This is a genomic window from Nitrospira sp. (assembly GCA_030692565.1).
Classification (GTDB): domain Bacteria; phylum Nitrospirota; class Nitrospiria; order Nitrospirales; family Nitrospiraceae; genus Nitrospira_D.
Genome location: JAUYAO010000043.1, coordinates 25,493 through 41,486, shown reverse-complemented (window position 1 = coordinate 41,486; position 15,994 = coordinate 25,493). Strand labels below are relative to the sequence as shown.

Below are 15,994 nucleotides of genomic sequence, written 5' to 3'. Positions count from 1 at the left end.
TCCTTCCTGGATATGTGATTTTCGTCGAAGGACACGGAAATCTGCCTCCCTGTCCTCAGATGTCTGCGGCGTTATCAGTGTGAACCAGGTCGGCGCTAGCTTACATTGCTGCCGTTCCTTTTGAGGTCATCAATGTACCTTTTCACAATATCCCTTCCAGGCATTTTATCGAGATTGGCATACATCATATAATGGACAATGCCGTGCACCGCCAGGGCAATCAGCAAGCCCTCGAAAATCCCCACCCTGAAGACCAGCACGCCGCATAAAATAGCCAGGATCATGGCATAGGGGCCGTGATGGGTCACATGGACGAGTCCCTCAATCATCTTCCAGCCCGTGAATATCATGATCCCCGCCAAGGCAAACTTCGGAAGATAGGCCAGGTATTCGACATTGAATGTAAAGAAGGTCACCACGCAACCAATAATCAGGACGGAAAACTTGGTATGGGCTCCAGCCAGCGCATTGGTGGTGCTTTTGGCCAGCCCGTCCAGATTGGTCATGCCGCCGAAGAAGCTCGCCCCCATATTGGCGATCCAAATGGCAAGCAAGCTGTTATTGCTGTTGCACTTGCGCTTGAGCGGGTCGATTTTTTCAATCGCCGCGTTGCTCATCACCTGCTCGATCACATCAATCGCCGCCAACAACAAGGCGAATCCGATCATATAGACCACGGTTAACGCACTGTCAAAATGCAGGATCGGCCACGCGAGCTTGAGGTTCATATCGTTGACGGAGAGCATGGGCACCGACACGAGTTGCGCGAGCACTGCGCCGCCGATGATCAGCACGAAATAGGGCACGGCAGGTTGCGTCTTCTTGAATTTTAAAAACAGTAAGACAAAACCGACATACCCGATCAGGGAGATGGCGGCCATCTGGATGCGCGCGCCGTTCCAGAATGTATCGACAGATTCCAGCCCCTCGGAAATCTCATAGGTGAAGGTCAGAAATTTGAGGGCGATCTTCAAGCCGACGCCCGCCAGTAATCCTTCGACTAGATACACCGGCACGGCGATCAAAATATATCGCTGCCAATTGAATTTCCAGATGATGGCTTGAAAAGTGGCCGTCAGGAACACGGCGAACGCCATATTTTCCAGGCCGAAACTGGCCACGCCCACGGCCAGCACCGGTGCCAGACCTGCCGCAATGCCCGGGCAGCCGATATAGTTGCCCGGCCGGATCCAGGCATTGATCCAGCCGATCAAGCAGGCGAAGGCAACGGTCGCCAACCCGACCTTGATGGGAAACTCGGACATCATGGCGATGCCCACCGTCAGGGGGATCGCCATGGACCCCGCAATCAGCCCGGCCGCGATATCACGGCCAGCGTATTGTGCCTGAAACGCGGCTGATCCAGGTATGGTGACTGGGCACGCATAGACTGGTCCCAAGCCCACTGCACTCTTTGTATCCATAGGCGTTCGTATGTCCTACCGAGAGGATAGCTCGCTGCTTTCAAGGGTTTTATAGGGCTGCAACTCGGCCAGCGCTTCCCGGAATCTGACGGCGAGGGCCGCCAAGGGGGCCTGTGTCAGCCAACTGCCCCATGAGGTTTCGGCCACCATGTACTTTTCAGGATCAAAGGTCAGGGTGAAGGCGATGGTGGCTTTAGGGATGTTCGGCATCTCCCGAATGTACTGATTAATGTCAGCCACCGGCCCGTGTACGTGCTGGACTTCGCTCAGCAGGAGGTGCAACAACGGCCCCCGAACGATGACCCATCCCGTTGTGCTCTCTTCCCCTCCCATCGTGGCAGGCCGGCCCAAGGCCACGCCAGGCATGCCGGTTTGGAGGGGAGTCGTCCCCTTCTCGCCTCCCCCAGAGCCCGGCCGTCCCAGATGAAAAAACACCCGCTCGTCAGGCGTGGCTTGCGCCAAGGCGTGGGAGAGCGCAGGAGCCAGGAGAACGATTTCATCCTCACGGAAGGCCCGGCGCCTGATCGCTTCCCCGCTGATCAGACGGTGCAGAAAGTTGCGCTGCTCGCCATAGAGCACCCGGTGGAGCAACGTGCCGATCTCCGTCGGCGACAACGTGACTGGGTGGTCGTTGCGTTGTGCCCCATTCTCCGGCACCAGGCGCACCTCGTTGAACCCGGCGACGAACATGACTCTTCCCTTGACCTCGGGGATCTCGGCACATCCGATGAGGGTGAGGCTCAGGAGGAGCGCTAACCTGTGTCTCAGAGGGTTCATCATGCTTGCACGAATCCGCGGTTATTCTTCACAGCTTGAGCACCGGCAGTTAATCCATTTGCGAAGACGTGGGCTGGAACCCGTGTTTGCGTAACACGCGCTGCACGGCTGGATCGAGCATAAAGTCCAGGAATTTCCGCGCAAGAGGGAGCGCGGACGGCTTACAGGTCCACACGACAGCCGCGCCAAACTCCACGGGAGCGTGGAGGCCGTCCGGTGCGTCATCAAGAATCCGGACGGTCCTGTTGTGCAACGCATCGACGCGGTACACGATCCCGACGTCTGCTTCGCCGCTGGATACGAGGCCGATAATCTCGCTGTGATGGCCGTAGATGATCCGAGATTGCAGCCGCTTCGCGGGATCGACGTTTGACATGAGCTGAGCGGTGATGGCTCCCAGCGCATCCGTGGCCGGATTCGCGACTGCAATGCGGCCGGCGGCGTCCGACCCCAGCGTCTGAAAGGACACAGGAACCGCAGCAGTCTCGGCGGAGGCGATCAAGACCACGGACGTCCTGGCGTAAATTCTCGGCGGTCCATCGATGGTCAGTCCTTGGGATTGGAGATGGCTCACTTGATCGAATGAGGCGGGGAGAAACACATCCAGGGGCGCGCCTTGCGCAATCTGTTCGCGTTGCGTTCTGGATGGACCGTAGATAACGTGCACCTTGGCAGGCTGATTCCGGGACTCGAAGATCGGGAGCACTTCGCGGAGTACGGGCTTTAAACTGTGCGCGGCGCCGATCGTCAAGACTTCGCTATACGCCGGCTGCTCGGCCAGGCTCAACGCCACCAGGAGCGACGCGAGGCACCAGGCGCTCCTCCGTTGCCATTCCATTCTATATGCGACCATGTATCCTCCAGGCCCTAAACAGATATCCCGTAGGCACTACCAATAGAACTGATATAAGACTCGGATGCTATTCGTCACGAGATCCTGAGTGCTGACGGTCGGACGACCGGCTGCGTATCCGCCGGTGCCCATCGTGACGTTGGTAAAATCGGCCACGATGCGGTGATCGTACGTTCCGTCCAAACTATAGTTCAGCGCCACGCCGGCCTCTTTGACCAGATCGTGAGAGTGGCCTGTGTTCGGGTCGAAGATGCCGTAGCGGACCGCTACCTCCAGCTTCCGCGGCACCACGTAATAGCCGAGCATCGCATACCAGCCCATGGCGTTTCCCACGGAAGAGTTGCCCCCGCGAACCTGCTGCTGGCGAACGTATCCCTCCGCCTGGAGGGCCCAGCCTCGATATCTGGCGATGAAATCCATCTCCCACGTCTGGAAGTCGATGATTCCCGCCCCCACCAACCGGCCGTTGCCGGAGACCCCCAGGACCTGGTTCCGGACGGCGGTGATCGGATCCGACAGGTTCACACCGGGATTATAGGCGTAGCCCACGGCGATGGCGACTTGGGGCACTGTGGAATAGAGGATGTCCCCCTCGCCGTAGAGGGGATTCCCCGACACCTTCCACAACAGTCGCCCCACATACATCAACTCGTTGGCGTTCACCCGGGTGCCATCCTGGGCAATCGGGTTGCTGAGCCGGTCCAGGGTGGTCCCCATGCCGTTGAAGACGCCGATCGCATAGTTGACCCGGTACTTGTTTTCGTCGCTGAGGATGGTGATGCCGATATCACGACGATTGATGGCGTTGGCCATGAAGGCATTCTGCACGATCATGCGGGTCGTGAACGTCAGGTTGGCGACGGACTGGATCTGGGCTCGATTGAACCACGTTTTGTACTGGCCGACCACGACGTTGGCATAGGGCACGTGCCAGGAGGCCACGTAGGCGTTGACGAGCGAGAGGCCGCCCGTTGCGGTGGGATTCCCTTCCTGACGATCAGCCCCGATGGTCACGTCGTATCGCAAGTTTGGATCGAATGCGTACCCTAAAAACTGTAACCGCATGGCCTGGGTACTGAGCGTCGTTGCCGACTGATCGGCGCGCCTCCCGGCTTCTGCAGGCTTGTCGCCGGCAAAATTATTGCGATCGCCGATGGTGCGCCAGGCTTGGTTGTACTCGTTGTGGTTGAATCGAAATTGCATCAGGCCGCGGAGCTTGAGAAAGAACTGATCCCCGGTCTTGATATTGAGCCCTTGGCCATAGTTGAGATGAAACGGCGGAGCCGAGGGGTGCTCCCGCTCCTCGACGATTCGGGCACCCTCGTCATATTCCTCCTGGGTGATGATGTGTTTCTCCAGGAGATATTTAAGACCGGGATCTTCCCTCGTGACGTATCCCCAGCGTCCCTCTTTCATCACTATCTCGCCCTCTTCAACGGCCCACGCGACGGGAAGCAGACCTGCGAGGGAAAACATCAGTCCGAGAACCAAAGGCCGCCGTATGCGCAGGGTGTCCATTTCTGTGTCGTCCAGGAGCGATTTGCAGGCGGTCGCCCGCCGCCGAGTTCCGGATTTCCGCCGCGAACGAGCCGTGGGAGAGATTCGCCTTGAGGCAGCGAATCGCCGCGCTCTGTTATGACTCAGCCGCATTGAAGCAAGTGGAGATCCCACGATAGAGCTACTACAGCAAATTTTAGACCAAGGAAGCCGCTGTTATCAGCGGTGCGGACCAGCGTAGTTCAAGCAAGTGCCTTGTCTGAGGCTCATGGGGCTTTTGGTGGATGCAGCATGAATCCAAAGACCCAGCGAAACATTAATATCTGATCTGGTGAAGCGGCATCTTGTGGCTTTTAGGGAAGGGACGTCGACCGAGCAGGCCCGACAACATTGTGGGAGGACTACTGACACCGCGCACCGCTGCATGAGAAAGACGTATCGAAATCAGCGCTGCTCACCGCAGGGTGCATCGGCGCATGTAGTCCTGTGCATCGGCGAACAGGTCGCACGAAGGAGAGTCACGACCTGCTGGCCGCGGAGACCACCTGGATTAACGGGAGAGCTTGCCTTCAACGTCCGCGCACGACCCCGCTGGGAGCGGCGCCATCAGGTGGGATTCATGGTCAGGGATTACAGAAGTCGCACTCGGCGGGCGACGCCGACGCCTGTCCTGCGGTCGGCGGGCGCTCTTCTCGCAAGCCGCAGCCTAGACAGCCGACAATGTCCATCCGGACCCGGCGCGTCGGCAGCCCGCACGCCTCACAGGGCAGTCCCCGGAGGCGCTCTACGATATCGAAGCCAGGCCTTTCGCAGCGCGGGCAGCCGCTCAGGGCCAAGCGGGACAGATCCCGGGCGGCGCGGCCGATGGCTGCCATCCGCGTGGGATTGACGTGCGCGCGCATATCGCTTTCCACATGCGCCGCCCCGTGCTGTTCGAGCACGACACGGACCGCCGCCTCGAGTTTCTCCGTCGTCATCAGGCCCTTATACACGCCTTTCGAGACCTCCGGTTCCCCGTTGCGCACACCGATCACCACGATGGCATGCGAGGGGAACCCGACGCTCTGGGCGAAGGCCAGAGCGTCCGCCACGCTGCTGACCAGCCGAGACCCCCAGTTGGTCTCGGCGGTGAGATCGACGCCGACGAGCTCGAGCCTACTATCCCGGCCCATCAGGATGACGAGCTCGCGCCCGCCGGCGACCCACGGCAGCCACGGATGGGGTCCGAAACTGCCTTCGCTGGCGAGCCCAAAGTCAGCCTCCGGTACGGCAGCCAGCGCCGCCTGCGCCTTCAGGCGCACCGTCTCGAGCTGCGTCCCCAGTCGGGGCACTTCCCGCGTGAACGTGCCGAAGCGATCGGTGTCCAACCCTGGCGGCGCTTCCACCTGAAGCCCGAGCGCCTCCTCCAGGACGGGGGCAATGGCTTGCTCCTTGGCGTGCATCGTGGCCAACACCGCGAGGCGTCCTCTGAACCAGGACTCAGTCATTGGTCTTCGCGCGCAACAGAGAACCTGGCTCTGCGCGGCCCCTCCTTGTCAAAGGCGTTCAGCAGCGGACGAAGAACCAGCCGATAGGCGGCCCGTCGGCGGGCTGGACTCCGCACATACGGGACCGGACCGAGCACCGGCACGCCATGCCGCCGCCTGAGCCACTCCGCATTGTCCCGCTCGGACGGATCGCTCACTGTCTGGACTTTCGTCAAGAGGACCGCGCGGATTGGGATACGGCGCCTGGCGAGCGCGTCCAGCGACAGGCCGGTATGATTCAACGTCCCAAGCCCGGCGCGCGCGACCAGGAGGACCGGGATTTTCAAGACCTTGATCAGGTCGATGATGTCACGCCGTGCGTCGATGGGTACGAAGAGCCCGCCCGCGCTCTCGATGACCAGCGGACGCGCGCCAAAGGAGCGGGCAAGTGCAAGAACGCGGGCGAACGACGGCATTTCCTTCCGCCGCGCCGCCGCCACCCCCGGCGCCAGCGGAGCCCGATACCGATACGGACATACATGAGCCAGAGGGTCGTCGCACCGGGCCGCAGCTTTCAAGGCCAGCGCATCGGCGGGCCGGCGCTTGTCGATGCAGCCGCTCTCGTAGGGCTTCATCGCCGCAGGGTGGAGGTCCGCGTCCGCCAGCAGCGCGCGCAGGGCGCAAGCCGCTTCGGTCTTACCCACGCCGGTGTCGGTCCCGGTCACGAAGAAGCGGAACGCCTCATCGCCGATCAACGTTCTGTGTCTCCCCATCGGGCTAGTCCGTTACGGCTCCCGTGCTGGCACTCGACACTTGCTTCGCGTACTTTGCCAGCACGCCGCGCGTATAGCGGGGCGCGGGCGGTTGCCACGCGGCGCGGCGGCGCGCGAGTTCTTCATCGGGCACGTTGAGCCGCAGCAGGCGCTGGTCCGCGTCGATGGTCACCGAGTCCCCCTCGTTCACCAGCGCGATCGTCCCGCCCACTGCGGCTTCCGGGGCGACATGTCCGACCACCATGCCGTAGGTGCCGCCGGAAAATCGGCCGTCAGTGATCAGACCGACGGAGTCACCCAGGCCCTGGCCGACGAGGGCCGCAGTGGGCGAGAGCATCTCGCGCATGCCGGGGCCGCCCTTGGGGCCTTCATAGCGGATTACCACCACGTCGCCGGGCTGGATCCGGCGCGCGAGGATCGCCTCCATGCAGGCCTCTTCCGAATCGAACACGCGAGCCGGGCCGGTGATCTTGGGGATCTTCACCCCGCTGGTCTTGGCCAGCGCGCCTTCTTCAGCCAGATTGCCTTTGAGGATGGCCAGATGGCCGTGCTGGTACAGCGGTTTGGTCCAAGGCCGGATGACATTCTGATCGGTGCGCGGTTCTTCCGGCACGTCCTTCAGTGCCTCGGCGATGGTGTGACCGGTCACGGTCAGCGCATCGCCGTGCAACAGGCCGTGGGCCAGCAGCAGTTTCATGACCTGTGGAACACCGCCCGCGCGGTGCAAATCCGTTGCCACATAGCGACCGGACGGTTTCAGATCGCACAGCACCGGCACGCGCCTGCTGCATGCCTCAAAATCATCGAGCGTCAGCCGCACTTGTGCAGCGTGCGCGATGGCAGGCAGATGCAGGACGGCGTTCGTGGAGCCGCCCAGGGCCATCAAGACAGCCATGCCATTCTCGAACGCCTGGCGGGTGAGGATGGCGCGCGGGAGAATTTGCCGTGTGATGGCCTGCACCAGCACCTCGGCAGATTGCGCTGCGCTCGCGGCCTTTTCCTCATCCTCCGCGGCCATGGTCGAGGAGTACGGCAGGCTCATGCCCATGGCCTCGAAGATCGACGCCATGGTGTTCGCGGTATACATGCCGCCGCAGGAGCCCACGCCCGGGCAGGCGCGGCGCTCGATTTCCAGCAGCTCCTGTTCGTCTATTTTATGCGCGGTGTACTGACCGACCGCTTCAAAGGCGCTTACGATGGTGAGGTCGCGGTCTTGATAGTGGCCCGGTTTGATCGTGCCTCCATACACAAAAATCGCCGGGATGTTGAGGCGCGCCATGGCGATCATCGCGCCCGGCATATTCTTGTCGCAGCCGCCCAGGGCCAACACGCCGTCCATGCTTTGCCCGTTGCAGACGGTTTCAATGGAATCGGCAATCACCTCCCGGGAGACCAGCGAATACTTCATGCCTTCCGTCCCCATGGCAATGCCGTCGGAGATCGTGATGACGCCGAAGACTTGCGGCATGGCGCCGGTCGCCTTGAGCGCCTGTTCCGCTCGATCGGCCAACGGTCCCAGCCCCGCGTTGCACGGGGTGATCGTGCTCCGGCTATCGGCCACCCCCACGATCGGCTTGTCGAAGTCTCCATCGGCGAAGCCGACGGCTCTCAACAAGGCTCGGTTCGGAGCACGGTGGAACCCCTGGGTCACGGCGCGACTTCTTAGATTGTCGGGCATGCCGCTCCTTTCCTTTCACTCAGTCATTCAGGCCGAAGCCTTCGGGTCGCTCCCTGAACCCATTGCAACCTCGACGCACAATCGGATGCCATCGCATCCCTTCTTGTCCGCTGCATCAAGCCACGCAAAGGCCGTTCCACCATCCACGCGATCTGGAATTGTGCGCGTCGACGCTTGAATGAGCCTCTGTCTCGATGGCGTTAGGTCGTGAGTGGATGCACGGCTGCACCGAATGCCGTGCGGCGCTGCACAGTGACCAGCCGCCGCCCGTTCTCTACGGTTCCAGTTTCTGGATGTAGGCGGCGTATCCGTCTTTCGCGATAAAGACCCGGACCTCATCGCCCGGCTTGGCGCCATCGCGGTGGGACTGTTCGTCAATGGAGCTCCGCCGTTCATTGCCGCTGAGCTCTCGGATCACGTAGCGATTTCCCTCGACGGCGAGGATCGTGCCTCTTACACCGTCAAGGCCGCATCCGACAAGCAGGCTGCCGACCGTCATGACTCCCGCCAGCGTGACCATACGCTTCGCTGCCACGATTGCTCTCCTTTCATCACGATGCTTCACCGGAAGAGAAACACGTCATCGAACACCATCCGCAACCCGATTTGGAACGTATCGCTATGATTCTGAGCCCCGCGCGCGGCCCGCCACACGAGATCCTACTGGAGGTTGGGGCTCTTACACCATCGGAATCCAGTCTGAAACACGGGCGCCTTCTCCTCAAAGGTGGAGGGATCGCCGGCGAAGACCTCCCCGAGGTAGCGCAACTCCCGCGTGAACGTGATCACCTCGAACCCTGCCGCCTAGTAGGGCTTGGTGGTGTATCGCCCGCCGAGGCCGGAGTTGAGCTGAGATTTGGTTCCCAGATTCAGGTGGATCGCGAGCCCGTTGTCGTACGGGTCGGTGCTCTCCGGAGGCATGAACAGAACCAGCTCACAGGCGCCATGGCCTAGGAGTTCCACAGTTGACGATTGCCGCTCAGGGGGAATAATTGAGCGGCTGCGACAGACACCGAGGGGATGGCCCCAAAACTGCGATAGAGGACGTACTTCGGTTGAAACACCAGGTCCACCGGCTTGATCTGTCCGTGCTCGTAGACGGGGCCAAAGCCGCCCGCAATGAGTTCCAACCGATCGGTGAGCGAGACCCCTTGAAGGGACCGCGCCAGGTAGCTCGGCTTCTGGCCTCGCGTGGTGGCGACTTCCGCGAAATTTTCCATCTCGAGTTGCCCGGGATAGACGACCCGGGCATCATCGGTCACAAACGGTCGAACCGCCGAGGCTTCGTTCGCTTGCATCAGTGCGACGAGACCGGCGAGGTATCCAGCAACCAGGCGAAGACCGCGGCCAGCGGTTGTTCCTATCCGCGTCACCAGCGGAATCCCAAACCAGAATTGGGAATAGACCGGTGCGAAAAGAAGACTGAGCGTCATGACAACTCCTTGCAGCCCGTTCTCGCGTCACGGGCGGAGCTGCCACCACGCTCATTCAATCAGAAAGAGGAGGCGATCAGGACAGTCAGTGGCCCAAGGACACGGAGTGGGTGTCGCTTTGAATCTGGTTCTGTGAGAACAACTACCGTCCGGGTCCATCAGAGGCCTCGCTCGTGTGTCCGTCCATCAAGCCGTTTCTCTCTCTGCACTACAATTCTGAGGCGCACAAACCACAGCCTCGTATACCGGACTCGATTCTGCCCGTCAAGCAGAATTGAGGCGGACCAGCACTATGTTTTTCGGCGCCGGTCGAGCATCCAACGGGTGATGCCGAGGTGTTTGGCCGCAAGGGTTTTATTGCCGTCGGAACGCCGAAGGACTTCGGCGATGATGCGGTCTTCCAAATCCGAGAGAGACTGTTCACCGAGTCGAAACGTCAGGTGCACGTTGTTCGGGTCGTCCGGAGCGGGAGCTTCCGGTGCGTGGAGGGGCCTTGTGCGGGGACTCGCGGAATGCTCGGCTTGCACATCGGCTGGAAAATTCCCGGCTTCGAGCGAATCGCCCGGGCAGAACAGCACGGCCCGCTCGATGAGATTGCCCAATTCGCGAACGTTACCAGGAAAGGCATAGCGGCGCAGGACTGCCTTGCCGCTCTCTCCGATCATGCGCACCGGCTTTTTGAGGGCGACGGCGGAGCGGGCCATGAATTGTTCGGCGAGGGGGAGGATGTCTTCGCCTCGTTCGCGCAGCGGCGGGACGGTCAACGTGACGACGTTCAATCTGAAGTAGAGATCCTCGCGGAACTCGCCTTTGGCCACGGCCTCTTTGAGATTGCGGTTGGTGGCCGCCATGAACCGGACATCCACGGGGATGGTCGCCGACCCACCGACGCGGCGCAGGGTCCGTTCTTCGATGACGCGGAGCAGCTTGGCCTGTAACGGGAGCGGCAGGTCGCCGATCTCGTCGAAGAGGACCGTTCCGCCCTCGGCCATCTCGATCAATCCGGCCTTTCGTCCCAGGGCGCCGGTGAATGATCCTTTTTCATGCCCGAACAATTCGCTTTCGAACAGCTCGCGGGGGATCGACGGACAGTCCACCTCGATGCAGGGCTTCTGTCCCCTGGCGCTGTTGTAGTGAATCACGCGGCTCATATACTGTTTGCCGGTGCCGGTTTCGCCTTGGAGCAGCACGGTGACTCGGTCGGTGTTTGCCAGTTCCCGGAGCTGACTCAGGAAGGCCTGCGTAACGGGGCTCCTGGCGATAATCCGATCCAGCGCATACCGTTCCGCGTCCTGTCCGCTCTGTAACCGGACCTGGCGTTGCAGGGTGAGCAGTTCGGTGGCGCGGCGGAGCGCATGCTGCAAGTCCTCCATATCGATAGACTTGGCGACGAAGTCGAAGGCGCCGAGCTTCGTTGCTTCCACCGCATCCTTGACGGTTCCCCTCGCCGTCAAGAGAATGACCAGCAGATGAGGGGATGTCTGTTTGACCCGGGCCAGCACGTCGAGCCCCGAGAGGTTCGGCATGACCAGGTCGAGAATGAGGATGTCCGGTTCAAACGAGCGCAGCAGGGCGAACGCCTCTTCGCCGGAGCCGGCGGTTTGCACGATATAGCCCTGATCGCTCAGCCGGAGGGCAAAGGCCTCGCGCACCGAGGGCTCGTCTTCTACCAGTAATAATTGCCAGGTCATGCGAGGCCTCGTGTTCCAACGGGCAGCCATACATCGACCACGGCGCCGCTGCCAGGCGGGCTGCTGATGGACAGCTGCCCGCCATGGCGCTCGACGATGTCATGCGTGATCGTCAGTCCGAGCCCGACGCCCTTGGCCTTGCCGTTGGTGAAGAAGGGTTCGAAAATCCGCTGTAAGTTGTCCGGGGCGATGCCCTTGCCGGTGTCCGAGAAGCGGAGGAGCACCCCGGCGCCGCGCTTGGTTTCAGGCCCGATCGTGATCGCCAGCTCGCCTCCGTCCGGCATGGCGTCGATCGCATTCATCGTGATGTTCAGACACACTTGCTGAAGATGGGCGCGCGAGGCCTCGACCATCGGCAGGTTATTTGCCATCGTCTTCCGGACGGCGATGCGCTGCTTGGACAGATTGGGACGGAGCAGGGCCAGCGTGTCGTCGATGAGCGAGGGCAGATCGCAGGGCCGGAGATCGAACGGCCGCGGCCGCAGCTGTCCCAGGTGCGATTCGAGCAGTTCGTCGATCCGCGCCGCCTCGCGCGCGATAAGACGGCAGCGGTCTCTGGCGGACTGGGGGAGCTGGTTCTGCTCGGCCAGATGGGTGGCGAGGCTGCCGAGGCCGATCAGGGGGTTGCGTACTTCATGCAAGATCCCTCCGGCCAATTGTCCGACGAGCTTGACCTGTTCGGTATGGCGCAGCGCTTCCAGCATCTGTTCCCGTTCGCTCAAGTCGGTGAGGATGGCCATATAGAATTGGGTGGTGCCGTCCCGGTCTTTCACGGGGCTGACGCTTTCCCAGACCAGAAATTCAGACCCGTCTTTGCGCCGGTTGACGAAGCGGTCGGCGAACGCCTGGCCTGCGCGAATCGCTTGCCAGAGTCGATCGTAGAACTCCGGCGCATGTTTGCCGGATTTCAAGATGCCGGGACGCTGCCCGAGGGCCTCTTCGCGACGCCAGCCCGTCATCCGTTCGAGCGCGGGATTCCATTCCAGGATGCGGCCGTCGGTGTCGGTGAGCATGATGCCGTCCTGCGCGGACATGAAGAGCCGGTGATAGAGATCCCGCTGCGTGTCGGCCCGCCGCCGCCGTTCCAGGACCGTGGCCACCGTGTTCGCAACGGCGCAGAGGAATTCCTGTTCTTTGCCGGTGAAGTCTCTGACCTGTTTCGAATGAGCCGTCATGACGCCGTAGACGCGGTCCTCGACGAGCATGGGGACGCACATGCCGGCGATGCCGCCATGTTCGGTGAGGAGCTTCGAAGGGGTAAACCGGGTTTCATTCCGGAGGTCCCGCACGACCACGGGCACGCGCTCGCGAATGGCAAAGCCGGCCTGTGAATGCGTGCCGCCTTCGATCGTCAGTTTGCCGATCAGCTCCTCTTCGAGGCCGATCCCCGCCACGACGGCGAGGTGATCGTCGGACTCCCTGGCGATCAGGATCTTGCAGAGCTCGACGCCCAGCGCTTGCGCCGTATGTCGCACGGCCTCGTTCATGAGGTCTTGAGCCGAGGCGTCGCTGACGGCAAGGGTTCCAATGCGGGCCAGCACCGTTTGGAATCGGGCGACCTGGGAGGCTTCATGCTCGAGGACGGTCCGCTCCGTCACGTTCTGCAGGACGAGGAGCACGCCGGTATCTTCGTGGTAGGGGACCACGTTGAATCGGCAGTCATAAATCAGTGGCTGTCCGTCACGATGGGTCAGGTGATAGGTCATGGTCCCGCGAGTCCCCAGCGACTCCTCGTTCCATGCGAGCGCGTCGGCGAATAGCCGTGCTCGCAGGGAGCCGCCGGACTTCGATGGAGCAAGGTCCTCCTTGGCCGGGGTTTCCACCAATTCGCCGAATTGCGCATTTTCGAAAATTAATATGCCGCGCGCGATCAGGCAGAGCCCACCCTCGATGCAGTCGCTGACCCATGCCAGGATTTCAGCGGCGGCGACTTCCGGTTTTGCTACGGCAGGTTCGCGGGAACTGCCGGGTTGTGCTGGCGGCATATCGAGGTACCTACGAATCGGGCTTGTGGTAAGTATCGGACCCGGTCACGTGCCGCCACAGTATACCGAGTCGAACAGGAAGCCGTCGAGAGAAGGAGAGGGATTCCGGCCGAACGATCGGCTCACTTGGATGCAAAATGGTCCCGCCGGCTGACCGCCACGTCGGTCACGAACATGGCGCCGGAATGCCGATTGAAGAGCGGGCCCAGGCCGGCCAGAATCGGTTCCACCTTGTCTTCGGGTACGACGGTGAACACCATCACCTGGCTGCTGGTGTCGTTGAACAGCAGATGCCCCTCGTGAAAGCCGTGATGGCCCTTGCCCGAGATATTGTTGATGATCGTATAACCGGTGGCTCCGGTCCGGTCCAACAGCTCGGTGATAAACTTCAACTGGTCGCCTTGCACGATGATCTTGATTTCTTTCATCGGATGCAGTGTCAGGCCTCTCATGGTGATCTCCTCCTCGGTTCAGACTGTCGAATTTTCATCTTGCTTGTTTACACCGGCGCTCGAGCTGCCGGTGATGTCCCGTTCGAATCTTGCAATCTTTTATGTCAGCCGGGCGGCCGACGAGACGCCGCACGTAACGGTTTGAGCCCCGGGCGCAGGGCCCGCAGCAGATCCTCGACATAGAGGCCGGCGAGGAACCCCACGTAGAGGCGCGTGTGCAGAGTGGTGAATCCTGCGGGGAGCATCGGCTGGTAGCCGTGCGCCTTGCCGTAGAGCAGCATCCAGACTCCGATGATGATCAGGGTTGACGCGACGATGACGGCATCGAAGAGGCCCTCGTGCCAGGCGGCCGCTTGGAAATAGGCGGCGACATGGGCCGGCGCCGGATAGAGGAAGTGCGTAAAGGCGTCCCCGGCCCAGAGATAGGTGAGGACGATGAAGGTCAGGGTCGCGAGCATCGTGAGCGAGACTTTCCAGGAGGCGGCCACGTTCAGCCGGTAGAGGCTGAAGATGGCCTGGGCCGAGGTGACCCAGGCGAAGAACAGAAAGATCATGGTGCTCTGTGATTCGAACAGGGAAATATGGACCAGGCCGTGGGTCATCAGTAGAATCAGGAGCGGCAGAATGAGCGTGATGGCGAGTCCGGTTCCCCAGGGAACGAACGAGAACCTCGGCGTGTCGCTGACCCTGCGAGGCTCGGGCAGCTTGTACTCGGTTCTCGCCTTGTGGATGTGATCGCCTGAATTCAAAAACAGCGTGGCTTTGAAAAGACCGTGGGCGCACAGGTGAAAGATGGCGAGGGCGAAGGCGCCCAGGCCGCATTCCATGACCATATAGCCCATCTGTCCCATGGTCGAGTAGGCGAGCGTGCGTTTGATGCTCGATTGGGTCAGCATGGTTGAGGCGCCGATCAAGGCGGTGAGCGCGCCCACCACGAACAAGATATAGAGCGTGGTCGGAGACTGGCCGAACAGCGGCGCCAGGCGGTTCACCAGAAATCCTCCGGCATTCACGATGCCGGCATGCAACATCGCCGAAACAGGAGTCGGTGCTTCGATCGTGCCGGGCAACCAGATATGAAACGGAAACTGCGCGGACTTGGTCATAATCGCGAAGACCATCAGCAGCGTGCTGCTCGTGATCGCATCCGATTCGAACGGGGTTCCGGTCCAGAGGGTCGGGCGGCTCGGCATCGCCTCGAGTGCGCGGAACAGCGCCGTCAGATCAAGTGTGCCGAAGGCCGCATAGAGTGTCAGGATCGCCAGCAGGAGTGCGACATCTCCGAACCCTTGGATCAGCAGAGTCGTCCGTCCCGCTTGGCGGGCCGCGGCACTGGCGCGGTTAAAGGAAATGAATGTGGCGAGCAGCCAGGTCACGGTGTGCCAGGCGAGGAAGAACCACAAGAGGTGCCCGCTCGTGACCAGAGTCAGGAGCGCGAAGGTCAGCAGGCCGAGCAGCCCGAAGAACCTGACGTAATCGGGATCGCCCTGCATATACTGCCGGGAATAGACGTGGATCACCAAGCTCACGACACTGATGAGGATCACCATGATTCCGGCCAGGCGATCGTAAAGCAGTGCGGGGGTCAGCAGCGCCGGCAGCCCTGGGAGCGTGAGAGCGAGAGAGTCAGAGCCGAAGATCTGATAGAAGGACAGGAGGGCGGTCCCGGTCGAAAGAGTCAACGCCGCCACGCCTATTTGAGCAACTCGTTCGCCGAGCAGCCGTCCGAAGAGGACCGTCACGATGCTCGCGAGTAACGGAGATGCGATAGTGATGAGTATGGGTATCGAGTCCATGACACCTCGCGTCTTAAAAGTGACTTGGTATCAAGGTTCAGCAAGAACAGTACCGTTGCGATCGAGGCGCTGATTCCCGATGAAAAGGTGAAAAACGATGCTTCGCTGTGATGCTGCGGAGGTTGGTTGATGGGAAGTGTCCTGCAAGGAGGAGGAGCCGGGTGCGCAG

General features: G+C 61.3%; 13 protein-coding genes. All 13 read right to left on the bottom strand.

Going from position 1 to position 15,994, the window contains the following annotated elements:
* Positions 1-95: 95 nt before the first annotated feature.
* Positions 96-1,424, bottom strand: a complete 1,329-nt coding sequence (locus tag Q8N04_11235) for a SulP family inorganic anion transporter (GenBank protein MDP3091246.1) — start codon at positions 1,422-1,424, stop codon at positions 96-98.
* Positions 1,425-1,439: 15 nt separating this feature from the next.
* Complete coding sequence (locus Q8N04_11230; GenBank protein ID MDP3091245.1) at positions 1,440-2,204, bottom strand: hypothetical protein; 765 nt, start codon at positions 2,202-2,204, stop codon at positions 1,440-1,442.
* Between the two features lie 46 nt (positions 2,205-2,250).
* Positions 2,251-3,054, bottom strand: coding sequence for a molybdate ABC transporter substrate-binding protein (gene modA / locus Q8N04_11225; protein ID MDP3091244.1), 804 nt, complete (start codon positions 3,052-3,054; stop codon positions 2,251-2,253).
* Positions 3,055-3,090: 36 nt separating this feature from the next.
* Entirely contained in the window at positions 3,091-4,470 is a 1,380-nt protein-coding gene (locus Q8N04_11220) for a hypothetical protein (GenBank protein ID MDP3091243.1), read from the bottom strand.
* A gap of 704 nt (positions 4,471-5,174) precedes the next feature.
* A complete protein-coding gene (locus Q8N04_11215; protein MDP3091242.1) occupies positions 5,175-6,005 on the bottom strand; it encodes a hypothetical protein in 831 nt (276 codons plus the stop codon).
* 29 nt (positions 6,006-6,034) lie between these two features.
* Positions 6,035-6,790, bottom strand: a complete 756-nt coding sequence (bioD, locus tag Q8N04_11210; protein MDP3091241.1) for a dethiobiotin synthase — start codon at positions 6,788-6,790, stop codon at positions 6,035-6,037.
* Between the two features lie 4 nt (positions 6,791-6,794).
* On the bottom strand, positions 6,795-8,468 hold the full coding sequence (ilvD, locus tag Q8N04_11205) for a dihydroxy-acid dehydratase (protein MDP3091240.1): 1,674 nt from the start codon (positions 8,466-8,468) through the stop codon (positions 6,795-6,797).
* A gap of 274 nt (positions 8,469-8,742) precedes the next feature.
* Entirely contained in the window at positions 8,743-9,003 is a 261-nt protein-coding gene (locus Q8N04_11200; GenBank protein MDP3091239.1) for a hypothetical protein, read from the bottom strand.
* A gap of 415 nt (positions 9,004-9,418) precedes the next feature.
* Entirely contained in the window at positions 9,419-9,901 is a 483-nt protein-coding gene (locus tag Q8N04_11195) for a hypothetical protein (GenBank protein MDP3091238.1), read from the bottom strand.
* 290 nt (positions 9,902-10,191) lie between these two features.
* Entirely contained in the window at positions 10,192-11,592 is a 1,401-nt protein-coding gene (locus tag Q8N04_11190; GenBank protein ID MDP3091237.1) for a sigma-54 dependent transcriptional regulator, read from the bottom strand.
* Positions 11,589-13,577: a PAS domain S-box protein gene (locus Q8N04_11185; protein ID MDP3091236.1), complete on the bottom strand. Its 1,989-nt coding sequence runs from the start codon at positions 13,575-13,577 to the stop codon at positions 11,589-11,591. The genes Q8N04_11190 and Q8N04_11185 overlap by 4 nt, the downstream gene beginning before the upstream one ends.
* A gap of 122 nt (positions 13,578-13,699) precedes the next feature.
* Positions 13,700-14,029, bottom strand: coding sequence for a DUF190 domain-containing protein (locus tag Q8N04_11180; protein MDP3091235.1), 330 nt, complete (start codon positions 14,027-14,029; stop codon positions 13,700-13,702).
* Positions 14,030-14,133: 104 nt separating this feature from the next.
* A complete protein-coding gene (locus tag Q8N04_11175) occupies positions 14,134-15,825 on the bottom strand; it encodes a proton-conducting transporter membrane subunit (GenBank protein MDP3091234.1) in 1,692 nt (563 codons plus the stop codon).
* Positions 15,826-15,994: the final 169 nt, after the last annotated feature.